Annotated in this window: 14 protein-coding genes and 1 tRNA gene; 8 read left to right on the top strand and 7 right to left on the bottom strand. The window is 69.5% G+C overall.

Translation table 11 applies throughout. The features are described from left to right. Positions 1 to 415: 415 nt before the first annotated feature. Positions 416 to 499 (bottom strand) — tRNA-Leu (locus ACYVK5_RS01185). Between the two features lie 247 nt (positions 500 to 746). Between ACYVK5_RS01185 and ACYVK5_RS01180 the strand changes: the two genes are divergently transcribed. The 7 genes from ACYVK5_RS01180 to pknB are packed head-to-tail and all read left to right on the top strand — an operon-like array spanning position 747 to position 10,339. Next, positions 747 to 1,460: an FhaA domain-containing protein gene (locus tag ACYVK5_RS01180; protein ID WP_123816171.1), complete on the top strand. Its 714-nt coding sequence runs from the start codon at positions 747 to 749 to the stop codon at positions 1,458 to 1,460. Positions 1,461 to 1,470: 10 nt separating this feature from the next. Further along, the gene (locus ACYVK5_RS01175; RefSeq protein WP_460701458.1) at positions 1,471 to 1,971 is read left to right on the top strand and encodes an FHA domain-containing protein FhaB/FipA; all 501 of its coding nucleotides are present in this window, start codon (positions 1,471 to 1,473) and stop codon (positions 1,969 to 1,971) included. 7 nt (positions 1,972 to 1,978) lie between these two features. Then, positions 1,979 to 3,499 carry a PP2C family protein-serine/threonine phosphatase gene (locus ACYVK5_RS01170; protein WP_460701457.1) on the top strand — a complete coding sequence of 507 codons (1,521 nt, stop codon included), beginning with the start codon at positions 1,979 to 1,981 and terminating at the stop codon, positions 3,497 to 3,499. A 2-nt stretch (positions 3,500 to 3,501) separates the two neighbouring features. Continuing rightward, positions 3,502 to 5,049 (top strand): FtsW/RodA/SpoVE family cell cycle protein, encoded by a 1,548-nt coding sequence (locus ACYVK5_RS01165; RefSeq protein WP_460701717.1) that lies wholly within the window; start codon positions 3,502 to 3,504, stop codon positions 5,047 to 5,049. Beyond that, positions 5,046 to 6,569 carry a peptidoglycan D,D-transpeptidase FtsI family protein gene (locus tag ACYVK5_RS01160; protein WP_460701456.1) on the top strand — a complete coding sequence of 508 codons (1,524 nt, stop codon included), beginning with the start codon at positions 5,046 to 5,048 and terminating at the stop codon, positions 6,567 to 6,569. Before ACYVK5_RS01165 ends, ACYVK5_RS01160 begins: the two co-directional genes overlap by 4 nt. Further along, on the top strand, positions 6,569 to 8,254 hold the full coding sequence (locus tag ACYVK5_RS01155) for a serine/threonine-protein kinase (protein ID WP_460701455.1): 1,686 nt from the start codon (positions 6,569 to 6,571) through the stop codon (positions 8,252 to 8,254). The genes ACYVK5_RS01160 and ACYVK5_RS01155 overlap by 1 nt, the downstream gene beginning before the upstream one ends. Continuing rightward, the gene (pknB, locus tag ACYVK5_RS01150; protein ID WP_460701454.1) at positions 8,255 to 10,339 is read left to right on the top strand and encodes a Stk1 family PASTA domain-containing Ser/Thr kinase; all 2,085 of its coding nucleotides are present in this window, start codon (positions 8,255 to 8,257) and stop codon (positions 10,337 to 10,339) included. 189 nt (positions 10,340 to 10,528) lie between these two features. On the opposite strand, the gene ACYVK5_RS01145 is transcribed toward pknB, so the two are convergent. The 4 genes from ACYVK5_RS01145 to ACYVK5_RS01130 form a co-directional block, all read right to left on the bottom strand. Further along, positions 10,529 to 11,209 (bottom strand): glutamine amidotransferase-related protein, encoded by a 681-nt coding sequence (locus tag ACYVK5_RS01145; RefSeq protein WP_460701453.1) that lies wholly within the window; start codon positions 11,207 to 11,209, stop codon positions 10,529 to 10,531. 103 nt (positions 11,210 to 11,312) lie between these two features. After that, positions 11,313 to 11,471 carry a hypothetical protein gene (locus ACYVK5_RS01140; RefSeq protein ID WP_460701452.1) on the bottom strand — a complete coding sequence of 53 codons (159 nt, stop codon included), beginning with the start codon at positions 11,469 to 11,471 and terminating at the stop codon, positions 11,313 to 11,315. A gap of 7 nt (positions 11,472 to 11,478) precedes the next feature. Beyond that, positions 11,479 to 12,294: a class E sortase gene (locus tag ACYVK5_RS01135; RefSeq protein ID WP_460701451.1), complete on the bottom strand. Its 816-nt coding sequence runs from the start codon at positions 12,292 to 12,294 to the stop codon at positions 11,479 to 11,481. After that, entirely contained in the window at positions 12,291 to 13,064 is a 774-nt protein-coding gene (locus ACYVK5_RS01130) for a DUF881 domain-containing protein (RefSeq protein WP_460701450.1), read from the bottom strand. Before ACYVK5_RS01130 ends, ACYVK5_RS01135 begins: the two co-directional genes overlap by 4 nt. A 132-nt stretch (positions 13,065 to 13,196) precedes the next feature. Between ACYVK5_RS01130 and ACYVK5_RS01125 the strand changes: the two genes are divergently transcribed. Then, positions 13,197 to 13,454, top strand: coding sequence for a cell division protein CrgA (locus ACYVK5_RS01125; protein WP_460701449.1), 258 nt, complete (start codon positions 13,197 to 13,199; stop codon positions 13,452 to 13,454). A 147-nt stretch (positions 13,455 to 13,601) separates the two neighbouring features. On the opposite strand, the gene ACYVK5_RS01120 is transcribed toward ACYVK5_RS01125, so the two are convergent. Then, on the bottom strand, positions 13,602 to 14,504 hold the full coding sequence (locus ACYVK5_RS01120) for a rhomboid family intramembrane serine protease (protein WP_460701716.1): 903 nt from the start codon (positions 14,502 to 14,504) through the stop codon (positions 13,602 to 13,604). Positions 14,505 to 14,519: 15 nt separating this feature from the next. Next, positions 14,520 to 15,062 (bottom strand): peptidylprolyl isomerase, encoded by a 543-nt coding sequence (locus tag ACYVK5_RS01115; protein ID WP_460701448.1) that lies wholly within the window; start codon positions 15,060 to 15,062, stop codon positions 14,520 to 14,522. Between the last annotated feature and the right edge of the window lie 109 nt (positions 15,063 to 15,171).

Genomic DNA, 15,171 nt, shown 5'->3' with positions numbered 1-15,171 from the left:
CGTGATCCCCCCTCCCGCGACGCCTCCCTTGACGAAACATGGGGACTTCTCCCCCATGAACCGGAGCCGACGGCAGAAGCCTGAAGACACTGAGGCTCAACCTAGAGAAGACCTGACGGACTCAGAGACGAACCCCGGAGAGGGGGGCAAGGGGCGAAGCCCCGAAACGCACGGCGGACCCCAGGTCCGGACCGCACGATCCCGCCCAACGCACCCCGGCGGGGGTCCGGGGGCGTGCCCCCGGGGCGGGGCGTGGGGGCTCCGCCCCCCACAAGAAACAGGTGAGGCGGGGCGGTTCGGCTTGCCGAACACACCCCGCCCACCGCATGGCGGGGCGTGGGGGCTCCGCCCCCACAGAAAACAAGTGAGGCGGGGCGGTTCGGCTTGCCGAACACACCCCGCCCACCGCATCACGTGCGCGAGGGGGGACTCGAACCCCCACGCCCTCTCGAGCACACGGACCTGAACCGTGCGCGTCTACCAATTCCGCCACTCGCGCGTGCTGGAAGAGATTAGCACGCAAGGCGGGGTGGATCCGAACCCATATGTGACCTGCCTGGTTCCGTCGCACCCCGACCTCCGGTAGCGTGCGGGTTCGCCCGTCTTCTCCCAACTGGCAGTGCCAAGGCTCACAGCACAGGATCAAGAAGATCCGCAGGACTTCCACACAGATTGCGGTCTGTGGTGACCTGCCGGTCTATACGATCTATGTAGTCTGCCCACGCGCAGGCCGGGAAGGAGGTGGCATGGGCGCCCTGGATCGCTTCGAGAAGAGCGTGGAGCGCATGATGAACAACGCGTTCGCCAAGGTAGGACGCGGTGAGGTGAAGCCCGTGGAGCTGGCAAGCCGGCTCCGGCGGGAACTTGACGACCGCGCCGCGGTGGTGGGTCGGGACCGCACCGTCGCACCGAACGAGTTCACGATCGAGTTGTCCCCGGACGACTTCGCCCAGATCGAGGCGTGGGGTGCACAGACCCTCGCCGACGAGCTGGCGTCGAACGTGACGGCCTACGCGGCGACGCAGCACTACGCGTTCGTCGGGCCGGTCAGCGTGACGTTCGACGAGGTGTTCGAGCTCGTCCCCGGCCGCTTCAACGTGCGCTCCCGCAGCGTGCAGGGGAACGTCGCACCGGCGACCTCCGGCTCGCCCAGCGCGCGGCACCCGCTGATCGACATCGACGGGCAGCGCTACCTGCTGACCGGTCCGGTGACGGTCATCGGCCGTGACGCGGAGGCGGACATCGTCGTGGACGACCCGGGCGTCTCCCGCCGCCACCTGGAGATCCGCGTGACCCCTGACGGCGTCATCGCCTCCGACATGGGTTCCACGAACGGACTCTACGTGGAGGGGCACCAGGTTCCCGCGGCCACGCTCCTCGACGGCAACACCATGACGATCGGCCGTACCCGGATCATGTTCTGGTCGGGCAGCGCCGGCGCCGAGAACGAGGACTGGTGATCGACCCCTCATGAGCGAGCTGACGTTCACCCTGCTGCGGTTGGGTTACCTGGTACTGCTGTGGGTGTTCGTGCTCTCGGCCGTCGCCGTGCTGCGGCGGGACCTGGCGGGTCCGCGCACGGGCCGCAAGCGCCGCCGCAAGCCGGAGCCCGCCGCAGTGGGCGGGCCTCCGCCGGGACCAGCTCCGGCCCCGCTGGTCGGTGGTGGGGGCCGTAGTGGCGCCCCGACACGTCTGGTCGTGGTCGCCGGCCCGCTGACCGGCACCACGATTCCGCTCACCCAGTCGGGCATCCTCATCGGCCGCGCGCCGAGTTGCACCCTCGTGCTCGACGACGACTACTCGTCGTCCCGGCACGCCCGGATCTACCCGCAAGGGAACCAGTGGTACGTCGAGGACCTCGGTTCCACCAACGGAACGTACATGAACGATCAGCGCATCCAGGGGGTCATTCCGTTGCCCCCGGGAGTAGGCGTCCAGATCGGCCAGTCCGTCGTCGAGCTCCAGGGATGACCACCACGTGACCGTGAATCTGCGGTATGCCGCGCGTTCCGACGTCGGCCTCGTCCGCTCCAACAACCAGGACTCCGCCTATGCGGGTCCGCATCTCCTCGTGGTGGCCGACGGCATGGGCGGTCATGCCGGCGGCGACGTCGCCTCGTCCCTCACGATCGCCGCCCTGACACCGCTGGACCACGGCGACCACAGCACGGACCGGCTCGTGACCGACCTGGAGCAGTCGGTCGACCGTGCGCGCCAGGACCTCATCGCCGCCACTGCGTCCGACCCCGAACTGGCCGGTATGGGCACCACCGTGACCGCGCTGCTGCGCAGCGGCAACACGCTGGCCATGGCCCACCTCGGCGACTCCCGCGCCTATCTCCTGCGCGACGGGCTGCTCACTCAGGTCACCGTCGACCACACGTTCGTGCAGCACCTTGTCGACACCGGCCGGATCTCGGCGGACGAGGCGGAGACGCATCCACAGCGCAACGTCGTCATGCGGGTGCTGGGCGACTTCGACCTGGACCTCACCCCGGACATGTCCGTCCGGGAGGCGATCCCGGGTGACCGGTGGATGCTCTGCTCGGACGGCCTGTCGGGGTTTGTCTCGGTCGAGGACCTCACCGAGACGCTCGGTGGCGTCGCCGATCCCGCCGATGCGGCCGAGCGGCTCGTGTCGGCGGCCATGCGTGAGGGCTCGACCGACAACATCTCGGTGGTCGTCGCCGACGTCGTCGACGAGGAGTCCGTCCCCTTCCCGCCGCCGGATCCCGAGATCGTCGGCGCCGCCGCCCTGCGCGGCGTGACCGCCGCCATCGGCCCGGGCACGATCATCCATCCGGGCGGCGCCGACCTCGGCGGCCCTGGCGGGACGCAGCCTCAGCCGGGCGCGATCGGTACTGCCGTGCTCCCCGACGACGACCCGAACCTGGCCGACGCCCTGGAACACGCGGTGAACGGCTCGGAGGCCGGGGCCTACGAGCCCGAGGTCCTCCCTGACGACGATGACGACGTCGAGACGGAAGCGGCCGCCGAGGTCACCTCGCACCGGAGGCGGTCCTGGCTCACCGTGCTCGGGATCCTGCTGCTCACCAGCGGCCTCGCCGGCCTGGGGTGGGGCGGGTACCGCTGGACCCAGACGCAGTACTACGTGGGCGAGGCGGACGGTCAGGTCGCCGTGTTCCGCGGCATCCCGGCAACGGCGGGGCCGTTCTCGCTGTCGACCCCCGTCGAACTGACCGGCACCCAGGTCGCCGACCTCCCCGGATACATCGCCGACAGCATCGAGGGCACCATCCGCGCGACGTCGCGCGACGACGCCGTCGACCGCGCGCAGCGCCTCATCGACCAGGCGGAAGAGGCCACGGAGGAGAGCGAGCCCGCGCCGACCGAGCCCGCGCCGACCGAGGACGAGCCGACCGAGGAGCCCACCGAGGAAGCCTCGCCGGATTCCACGGACTCCGGAAGCAACGGATCCGCGTCCGAGGACAGAGACAGTGGAGAATCGAACTCTGACAGCGGCGGGGGGAACGGATGAGCATGCTCTCCGAGAAGGTCCCCCAGGGCATGCAGGACGCGATCCAGCCCGAGGAGAACGCGCCAGGCCGTGCTGCTGAGGCCGTGCTGCTGGTGCTCGCGCTCGGGCTCGGGCTCGGCGGCCTTGCCATGGTCGGCTACTCGATCGAGGGCGAGCTTCCTGCCGGCTTCTGGACGAACGCGCTGGTGCTCGCGGCACTCTCGCTCACCGCCCACATCGTGCTGCGGATCCGGGCGCCGTACGCGGACCAGGTGATCCTGCCCGCGGTGATGCTGCTCAACACCATGAGCCTGGCGATGATCACCCGGCTCGACATGGCCAACATGACCGGCGCCGACGCCGGGCGGCACCTGATGTGGACGTCGCTGGGCATCGTCGTGGCGTGCGTCCTGCTCCTCGTCCTGCGCGACCACCGCGTGCTGCGCAAGTACACGTACACGGTGATGGTCCTCGCCCTCGTCATGGTCGTCCTGCCACTCATCCCCGGCCTGGGCCGGGAGATCAACGGCGCGCGCATCTGGATCAACTTCGCCGGGTTCTCGCTGCAGCCCGCCGAGTTCGCCAAGATCCTCTTCGCGATCTTCTTCGCGGGCTACCTCGTGGCAAACCGCGACACGCTCGCGCTGGCCGGCAAGAAGGTGCTCGGGCTGCAGCTCCCCCGCCTGCGTGACCTCGGACCGATCCTCGTGGTCTGGGCCGTGTCGCTGACGGTTCTCGTCGGTCAGAAGGACCTCGGGACGTCGCTGCTGTTCTTCGGCCTCTTCGTCGGGATGCTGTACCTCGCCACGGAACGCGGGGGATGGGTCGCGATCGGCATGTCGATGTTCGTCGTCGGCGCGTTCGCGGCCTGGACGATCTTCGGGCACGTCCAGCGACGTGTGACGATCTGGCTCGACCCGCTGGACCTGGAGTTGATCGACGCGGTCGGCGGCTCGTACCAGGTGGTCCAGGGCATGTTCGGGATGGCGTTCGGCGGCATGTTCGGCGTCGGCTGGGGCGAGGGCTACTCCTCGCTGATCCCGTTCGCGTTCTCCGACATGATCTACGCCGCGTTCGGCGAGGAGCTCGGGCTCACGGGTCTGCTCGGCATCCTCCTGGTCTACCTCGTGATCGTGCAGCGCGGCCTGCGCGCCGCGATCGGCGTGCGCGACGGCTTCGGCAAGCTGCTCGCCGGCGGCCTCGCGTTCGTGATGGCCCTGCAGCTCTTCGTCGTCGTGGGCGGCATCACGCGGGTCATCCCGCTGACCGGCCTGACGCTGCCCTTCATGGCGCAGGGTGGGTCGTCGCTGCTCGCGAACTGGATCGTCATCGCGCTCCTGCTGCGCACCTCGGACGCCGCGCGCCGGCCGTCGGCCCTGCCGACACGGGGGCAGCTCGCGGGTCCGGCGCCGACGCCCGTCGGGCACCCCGGCGCCGACGGCGCGATCGAGGTGGGTCCGGGCGCGAGCAGGCAGGACCGCGAGGCGGCACGCCAGAACATGCCCTCGCCGAGCGACGAGATGACGCAGATGCAGGCCCCGATCCGGCACGAAGGAGGTGACCAGGCGTGAACGCCACCCTGCGTCGCCTGTCGACGGTAGTCATGGCCATGTTCGTGGTCCTCATGGTGTCGACCACGTGGATCCAGTACGTCCAAGCAGGCGACCTCAACAACCACCAGCGCAACACCCGCAAGATCTACCGGGATCTCGGTGCCGCCCGCGGCCCGATCGTGGTCGGTGAGGACAACGTGGTCGTCTCGGTGCCGGTGGACGACAACTACGGTCGCCAGCGCGTGTACGCCGACGGTGACGAGGACATCGCGCAGTTGTACGCGCCGATCACCGGGTTCTTCGCCGTGAGCGGCACCACCGCCGGCCTGGAGCGCAGCGCGAACGACTACCTCTCGGGACGCGCGGACTCGCTCTGGCTGGACCAGTTGCAGAACCTCATCACCGGCCAGGAGGCCGAGGGGTCATCGGTGGTCACCACCATCGACCCCAGGGTGCAGCAGGCCGCGTGGGATGCGCTCGGGGACTACACGGGTGCCGCCGTCGCCCTCGACCCGAGCACGGGCGCGATCCTGGCGATGGTCTCCAAGCCGTCGTACGACCCGAACTCGCTGGCCGTGCACTCCGGCGCCGAGGTGAACGAGACATACCAGAACCTGGCGAACTCGAAGCCACGGATCAACACCGACGACGGCTCGGAGCAGTACAGCCCGTACTCGGTGCTGCAGAACCGGGTGATCGAAGGCCTCTACCCGCCCGGGTCGACCTTCAAGATCTTCACGTCGGCCGCCGCGATCGAGAGCGGAGACTTCCGCCCGGACTCCGAGGTTCCGGCGCCGAACGGGTACGAGCTGACCGGCACCTCGACCACGGTCAACAACTTCGGCGGCTACGACTGCGTCCGGGGAGAGACCGAGATCACGCTCGCCGACGCGCTGCGCACCTCGTGCAACTCGTCGTACCTGTGGCTCGGCGGCGAGATCGGCGCCGACGGCATGCGGGACATGTTCGAGGACTTCCGCTTCGACGAGAGCCTGGAGGTGCCCATGGGCACCGTACGGGGAAGCTACCCGGGCCTCGACAACGAGGACGAGGACTCGACGCCGGCGATCGAACTCACCGGCATGGGTCAGGGCAACGTCCGTCTGACACCGCTCCAGGTCGCCATGCTGAGCGCCACGGTCGCGAACGGTGGCACCGAGATGGAGCCGTACCTGATCGACAGCATCCGCGACAGCGACCTCGAGGTGGTCGAGAAGACGAACCCCAGCACGCTCGCCAACCCGATCTCGTCCTCCACCGCCGACGCGCTCACGGAGATGATGATCGGCGTCGTCGAGGACGGCTCCGGCGAGCGAGCGCAGATCCCCGGCGTGTCCGTCGCGGGCAAGACCGGCACTGCCGAGAACGGCGGCCACCGCCAGCCGACACTGTGGTTCACCGGGTTCGCCCCGGCCGACGACCCGCAGGTCGCGGTCGCCGTCGTGCTCGAGAACGGGGGCAGCTCCACCGAGGACACCGCCTCGGGTACGCTGGCCGCCCCGATCGCGAAGGCGATCCTCGAGGCGGCGATCGGCTGATGCGGCCCGTCGAAGGCGTGCTGGTCGGGGGGCGGTACCGCTTGGTGCGCCGCCTCGCCATCGGCGGCATGGGCGAGGTCTGGGTCGCCTTCGACGAGAAGCTCACTCGTGAGGTCGCCATCAAGGTGCTGCGCGAGGAATACACGGGGAACGAGGACTTCCTCCGCAGGCTGCGGACCGAGGCGCGCAACTCCTCGACGCTGTTGCACCCCAACATCGCCCAGATGTACGACTACGGCGAGGAGGAGGGCGCCGGCTACCTGGTCATGGAACTCGTGCTCGGGGAGCCGCTCGCCGACCTCCTGGAGCGCGAGCCGGTCCTGCCGCCCCAGCGTCTGCTGCCGCTGCTCGCCCAGACGGCCCGTGGCCTGCACGCCGCGCACGCGGCCGGCGTCGTGCACCGCGACGTCAAGCCGGGCAACATCCTGCTGGAGCACTCCGGCACGGTGAAGATCACGGACTTCGGCGTCTCCGTGGCGCAGAACCAGGTGCCGATGACCGCCACCGGCATGGTCATGGGTACCGCGCAGTACCTCTCTCCCGAGCAGGCCGTGGGCCAGTCCGCGACGGGCGCCTCCGACATCTACGCGCTCGGCGTGGTCGCCTACGAGGCGTCCGCCGGCCGGCGTCCGTTCACCGGCAAGAGCCCTGTCGACATCGCGATCGCGCACGTCAACGCACCTGTGCCCCCGCTGCCGTCGTCGGTCCATCCCGGCATGTCGCAGCTGATCCTGCAGATGCTGGAGAAGGACCCCGCGCACCGGTTCGCGTCCGCCGAGACGCTCGCCCGCGAGATGGACGCCCTCGCGCGGGAGATCGCGGCGGATCCGTTCGGCACCCGCCGCGTCGCAGGCCCCCGATCGAACGAACAACCTGACGCCGGTCCCTCGCGCCACGTCAGCGGCAGCCGTCGCGGATCCGGACGGGGCGGGTCACGACCTGTCACCCGGACCCGCAGCGAGGCGCGACGTGACGCACAGACCGAAGCCCCGATGCACACGCACGCGGCGGGTCCCCAGGGCTCGGCCCACCCCGCACCGCCGCACGGACAGTTCACGGCGACCGCGACTCCGCAGTCGGCCCCTGCCGTGGCACCCGAGGCACAGAGCCCGTGGGGCCCGACCGCAGCCGGACACCAGCCCCGGCCGCATCAGCACGGCGCGCCGGCCTCGGAGGTTCCGGGCCACGGGACCCCCGAGGACTACGCCGTGCCCGGTTCGGACCCGCAGAACCACTCGGTCGGGCGGCACGGGAGTTCCATGGGGGCCTTCCATCCCACGACCGGATACGTCCCGACCGCGGTGTCGCCGTCGGACCGGACCTCGCGAACGTACCCGTCCCGACGAGACGTCCGTGCCGAACGCTCCGGTCGGTCGAACCGCCGCGGCAGCGTGACCACCGGCATCGCCCACTGGGCGGCGGAGTTCGAGGACCGTCTCGGGATCCGTATCCCATGGCCCTTGGTGGCGCTCGGGGTGCTGCTGGGCGCCGTTGTCCTGGTCCTGGTGCTGACCACTGGGGGAGACGAGGGTGGCGAAGCCCAACCGTTGGGTGATAGTTCCTACGGAACGACGGACGCAATGCTGAGTCCTGGCACCACGGCGACAGACGTGGACTCTGGGATGATGCTCCTTGACGAGCCGCTGACCGCAGCGCGGACGGCCGAATCTTCGAAGGACGTATAAGTGGTGGACAACACGCCCCGTGTGCTCGCCGGCCGCTACGAGGTCGGTGAGCTGGTCGGCCGTGGCGGGATGGCCGAAGTACACGTCGGCCACGACACACGACTCGGCCGCACCGTCGCTATCAAGGTGCTGCGCTCCGATCTCGCCGACGACCCGTCCTTCCTGGCCCGCTTCCGGCGGGAGGCACAGTCGGCGGCCGCGCTGAACCATCCCGCGATCGTCGCCGTGTACGACACGGGCGAGGACCGCGCCAAGGACGCGAGCGACAGGGAGGTCACCGTCCCGTTCATCGTCATGGAGTTCGTGGAGGGTCACACCGTCCGCGACATCCTGACGGACGGGTCGGCCGTACCGATCGAGGAGGCCGTCGAGATCACCACGGGCGTGCTCTCCGCGCTCGAGTACTCGCACCGCGCCGGGATCGTGCACCGGGACATCAAGCCCGCGAACGTGATGATCACGCCGACGGGCGCCGTGAAGGTCATGGACTTCGGCATCGCGCGCGCCATGGCTGATTCCGCGGCCACGATGACGCAGACCAACGCCGTCATCGGTACCGCCCAGTACCTCTCGCCGGAGCAGGCCCGCGGCGAGACGGTGGACTCGCGCTCCGACCTGTACTCCACCGGCTGCCTGCTGTTCGAGCTGCTCACCGGGCGTCCGCCGTTCCAGGGCGACTCCCCCGTGGCCGTGGCCTACCAGCACGTGGGCCAGGAGCCGCAGCGACCCAGCGAGATCGCCGTCGACGTGCCCGATGTCCTCGACCGCATCACCCTGAAGGCGCTGACCAAGGACCGCGACCACCGGTACAGCACCGCGGCCGAGTTCCGCGCGGACCTCGAGGCCGCGCTGCGGGGCGGCCAGGTCTCCGCGCCGATGGTGGGCGCGGGCGCGATGGCGTTCGGTGGGCAGACCACCCAGATGATGTCGCCCGGGTTCGGCACCCAGCAGATGGCGCCCGTCCCCGGGTACGGCACCCAGCAGTGGGGCGGGCCGACCACGACCGGACAGCCGCCGGTCCAGACGCCGGGTCAGGGCTATCCGACCGGGCCTATGGGGCCCGCTGGCCGCCCCGACAACGAGACGGACAACAAGAAGACCCTCATCTGGACCCTGATCGCGATCGCGATCGCGGCGGTGGTGGCGATCCTCATCGCGTGGGTGGTCAACAACAACGGCCAGCAGCCGGATGCGCCGACGACGGCGACCGTGCCGGAAATCCAGGCCGGCATGACCTACGAGGAGGCCTGCGCCGCGGTCACGGGCGAGGGCCTCGAGTGCGACAGGACCGTTGACGAGAACTCCGACCGGGAGGCGAACACCACCACGGGCGAGACCAGCCCCGAGGCCGGCGCGACGGTCGAGGAGGGCGAGACGGTCACGATCTACATTTCGGGCGCTCCGGGCGAGGTCAGCGTGCCCAATCTCGCGGGCAAGACGCAGGACGAGGTACGGACGGAGCTCGAGCGCGTCGGTCTGAAGCTGGGCGGGTGGAACCCGGAGAACAACTCGGAGTATGACGCTGGCGAAGCAACCCGTTCAGACCCGGCTGGCGGAACGCCCGTCACCGAAGGCAGGGAGATCGACGTCTGGTATGCGTCGGGCAAGGTCACTCTCCCCGACATGAAGGGCACCAGCGAGGACCAGATGTGGGCCAAGCTCAAGGAGCTCGGACTGAACGGCGTCAAGCTGACGGAGCAGACCGACGACGTCGGTGAAGGCCAGATCAGCCGCACCGACCCTCCTGGTCCGGTCGATCTCGAGGTGAACACGCAGGTGACCTTCTGGGTCGCCGTACCCCTCTCGAAGACCAATGTCCCCGAGAACATCCTCGGAATGACCTTGGCGGACGCTCTCGAGGCCTGCGGCGGCGCCCAGGTGAACTGCAACCCGGACGACGTCGAATACGGGGACGACGACCAGTACGAACCCGGCGAGGTGTACAACACCAACCCGGCACCGGGCCTGGAGATCGACACCGGCGACGAGGTCATTCTCTACGTCGTCCAGGAGCCGGAGGGCGACCCGACCGACGGCGCCACCGATGGCGGGATCCTCCCTGGCGACGGCGGCGGGAACGGCTGAGTCGGCACATCCGCATCCACGCGAACGGGCCCGACCAGATGGTCGGGCCCGTTCGCACTTCACCTGGACATTGCGACCGCCTCCCAGGCGATCCGACCGACGGCATCATCGCGCTGTGGCCGACGATGCCCTGGCAAACGATGCTGTGGCCAACCATGGCGTCGTCGACAACGACAGTCACATCCGCGGCTACGCCGCGACCAGCGGTGCCATCCCCTTCGAGCGCTCCACCGCATCGGCCAGGCCGCACTGCTCCAGCCAGTTGGCGAGGAGGCGGTGGCCGCCCTCGGTGAGGACCGACTCCGGGTGGAACTGGACGCCGTGCAGCGGGAGGTCGCGGTGCTGCAGGCCCATGACCACGCCGGACTCGGTGGCGCACGTGACCACGAGCTCGTCCGGGACGCTCTCAGGAACCGCCGCGAGCGAGTGGTAGCGGGTTGCCGTGAAGGGCGACGGGAGGCCGGCGAGCACGGAACCTTCCGCGCCTGCCGCGCCACGACCGCCGTCGTCGGACACGAAGACCTCGCTCGTCTTGCCGTGCATGAGTTCGGGCGCGTGCGTCACGGTCGCGCCGTAGACCTCGGCGAGCGCCTGGTGGCCGAGACACACGCCGAGCATCGGCGTGCGGGAGCGTGCGCAGGCGCGGATCACGGACTCGGACGCGCCGGCTTCCGACGGGGTGCCGGGGCCGGGGGAGACGAGCACGCCGTCGTACGACGTGCCGGAGTCGTCATGGAAGCGGCCGTCCGCGTCGGGTTCGGGAACGGCATCGTTGCGGACGACGACGGTCTCCGCCCCGATCTGGTTCAGGTAGCCGACGATCGTGTAGACGAAGGAGTCGTAGTTGTCGACGACGAGGATGCGCGTCATGCGGAAAGCCTACGGGCTCGCATCCCGCGGCCGTAGATCTGCCAGGGGTCGGACCGTACGTCTGCCAAGGGGTCGACCGTAGATCTGCCAGACGATCGACGGCTTACTCCCCCACCGTGGTGTCGTTGAACGGCATGTAGTCGCTCAGCCACGGGAAGACGTACTCGAAGCAGGCGGCGAGGACGATGACCCCGAGCCCCACGCACAGCAACGCGCGGGCCCATGGCGGGCCGGGGAGGAGGTTCCACAGTGCGGCATACATCAGCGCGTCACCCTTCTTCCAGCAGTTCTTTCGGGGTGCCCTCGCTGACGGGGGCCCAGTAGTCCAGCTCGCCGTACACGATGTACCGCTCGGCCGCGGAGAACATGGGGTGGCACGTCGTCAGGGTGATGAACCGCTGCGTGAGCTCCGGGAGCGGCTCGCCGGGCATGATGCCCGGCACCGGAGAGATCACCTCGATGTTCTGCGGGAGCACGATCTCCGACTCGGTGACCCGGTAGACGTACCAGGTGTCCTCGGTACGGACCACCACGGCGTCCTGTTCCTTCAGCTCGTGGACCTGGTTGTACGGCTTGCCGTAGGTGGTGCGATGGGCGGCGGTGGCGAAGTTGCCGAGCTCGCCCGGCATGCCGGTGCCCTCGTAGTGCCCGATGCCGATCGTGTCGAGCACGGTCGCCTTGTCGGTGCCCTCCGCGATCGGCTTGCGGTAGTCGGCGCCCCAGCGCGGCACGTACAACTGGGCGAAGGTTTCCCCCGTGACCGGTTCGTCGAGAACGGGCGGGGCGTCGCGGTGCTCGGTCGCGACGGCGACGTCGGTCCCGTCGTCCTCCGGCTCCTCCCAGCCCATGTCGGCGACGATCTGATCCTGGGCGCGGTTGCCCTCGACGTCGGTCCACCACAGTTGCCACACGACGAACATGCCGAGCAGGACGCCGACGGTGACGAGCAGTTCCCCGAACACGCCGACGATCCCGGCGACCATCCCACCGCTGCGGCGGCCGTGACGGTGGGCGTGCCTACGGCGGGGTCCGTCGGGTGGGGCGGGGGTCGGGAAGAGCGCTGCCGAGGTGGGTGTGCGGTTCACGCGAAGACGTCCGTTCCTTCCGGGACACGGGCGTAGCGGAACTCGCCGCCCGACTGGGACGCGGGTACCTCGACCTGATCGTGCGTGCGCACTCCCCAGCCGAGGTGCACCCAGTCGACGTAGGCCCGGTAGCTCTGCACGCCCTTGTCGTTCTCCAGCGCCTGGGCGAGCGCCTCCTGGTCACCGATGGCGGTGACCTCGTACGGCGGGGAGAACACCTTGCCGTGCAGCAGCAGGATGTTGCCGGAGCACCGGAACGCCGAGGTCGACGTGACGCGCTCGCCCTGCAGGGTCATCGCCTCGGCGCCTCCCACCCACAGGGCGTTGATGACGTTCTGCAGATCCTGCTGGTGCACCACCAGGTCGTTGGGCTGCGGGTTGCCGGGGACCGTCTCCAGGGACGACGCCGGTGCGTCGTCCAGCGTGACCGTCAGGCCGGGGCCGCTCACCGGGGTGGAACCGGCGGCCATGCCCTCGCGCTCGGCGATCGGCGGGGCCACCTGTGGAAGGTCGGATCCGGCCCGGTCGCTCAGGGTCAGGGCGTTGATCTCACGGTTCAGTGCCGATGCTCGCTCGGAGAGCTCGCCGACGCGCGCCGACTCGGCCTCCACCAGGGCGGCGATGTCCTGGGGCTGACGCGAGCCGGACTGGAGCGCGTGGCGCCCGCTGGCGACGAACAACAGACCGGCGAGCGCGAGCACACTGCCCACGATCACCCAGGACCGCACGCGTGCGCCCGTGACCTCCGTGCCCCCACGTACCCGGATCACGGGCAACCTCCTGTCAGCGTCACCGTTCGCTCGACTCGACCACTACGCTAGTCCACGAGAATGCCATCGTCCGACCCTTACGCGCCGAAGCGACCAAAGGGTCGGCACCCGTCCGGACAGGAGCCCCCGAGCGTGCCCGAGTCGAAGCCCCGAAAGAAGAAGCCCGCCACCCCACAGGTCGACGCGCCCGTCGCAAAGCCCGAGGCGAGCCCGCGCTGGCTGGCTCCGGTGATGGTGGGCCTGATGGTCCTCGGCCTCGCGTGGATCGTCACGTTCTACCTGACGAGCGCGGGCCTGGGACTGCCCATACCGCAGCTCGGCCAGTGGAACCTGGCGGTCGGGTTCGGCCTGATCATCGTCGGTTTCGGCCTCACGACGCGCTGGCGCTGACGCCGGCTCACCGCCCGCACCGCTTTTTCCACAGGCCCGGCAGACTTTCCCACAGCTGTGGGTAAAGCTGTGGAAAAGTCCCGAGGTCGGCCCGGGTGCTCGGCTCCGACGGTGCGTCGGAGCACCCCTGGTGGACGGTCTCCGAACTCAGACCTGACCGGCCGCCACGGCCGCCTGGAGCCCGAACTCGTACTTCGCGACGGCAGCGAGCACGAGGATCACCAGCACACCGACCGGAGCGATGACGCCGATCATCCCCTGCGAGCGCCGCGGCGCGAAGGCGAACGCCGCGCCGATCGCCAGTCCGGTGACCAGGCCGCCCAGGTGGGCCTGCCAGGCGATGCCGTCCACGACGAATCCCAGCACGCCGTTGATCGCCAGCAGGACCACGATCTGCCCGGCCGATCGGCCCAACCGTCGCAGCACCGGCAACATCGCGCCGAACAGGCCGAACACCATGCCGGACGCACCCACGGTGCCCTGCATCCACGACACGCCGAAGAAGCCCGGCACTCCCGCGAACAGCAAGAAGCCCACTGAGCCCCCGATCGCCGACAGGGCGCACAGCGCGACGAACCGTGCCCTCCCGAGCAGCGGCTCGAGGAACTGGCCCGTGATGTACAGGGCGTACATGTTGAAGGCAATGTGCAACAGCATGCCGGTGGAGTGCAGGAACGCAACGGTCAGGAAACGCCACGGCTCGACCTCGCCGGCCGCCGGCAAGAACAGCCACCGCTCGGTCCAGCCCAGGCCGGGCACGAGCTGGAGCAGGAAGCTCACCACACACATCCCGATGATGGTGTACGTCACGACAGGTCGCTCCGTGCGGGCGTCGCCGCCGAGCGTGGTCGTGACTCGGGGCGCCCGCTTCGCGGCCTGCTTCACGCAGTCGACGCACTGGATGCCTACCGCGGCCGGCCGCTGGCATTCCGGGCAGGCAGGACGGCCGCATCGCTGGCACCGGACGTAGGAGATCCGGTCAGGGTGCCGCGGGCAGACCGGGGGACCGGCCTGCGCGTCGGGGGCCGCGCGTGCCTCGTCGTCGGCGATGTCTCAGCCCTCCGGTCAGTCTTCGATCGTGACCGAGGTGATGGTGATGTCCTCGACGGGCCGGTCGCCCGGGCGGGTCGGGGTCTTGCTGATGGCGTCCACGACGGCGCGCGACTCGTCGTCGGCCACCTTCCCGAAGATGGTGTGCTTGCCGTTCAGCCACGGGGTCTCGGCGGTGCTGATGAAGAACTGGGAGCCGTTGGTGCCCTCGGGATCGCCCGTCACGGGGTTGCGGCGCTTGCCGGCGTTGGCCATAGCGAGCAGGTACTTCTCGTTGAACTCGAACTTCTCGGGGTGGATCTCGTCGTCGAACGTGTAGCCGGGCCCGCCGGTACCCGTGCCCAGCGGGCAGCCACCCTGGATCATGAAGTCGTCGATGACACGGTGGAAGATCAGGCCGTCGTAGAAGGGCTCCTTGCGCTCCTCGCCGGTACGAGGGTCCGTCCAGGCCTTCTCACCGCGCGCGAGCTCGACGAAGTTGCGGACCGTCTTCGGAGCATGGTCACCGAACAGCTCGAGACGGATGTCACCGGCAGATGTGTGCAGGGTTGCGAACATGCCCCCAATCTTTCCACGTCGGCCGAGTGTCCGGCCTCGCCACGCGCGGCATGCGATGGCAGAGTGGGTGCTACATACCAGATCGTTGAACGGCGGACATCCCGGGAGG

The sequence above is a fragment of the Myceligenerans halotolerans genome (genome assembly GCF_054782975.1).
This window is presented reverse-complemented; position numbering and strand designations above follow the sequence as displayed.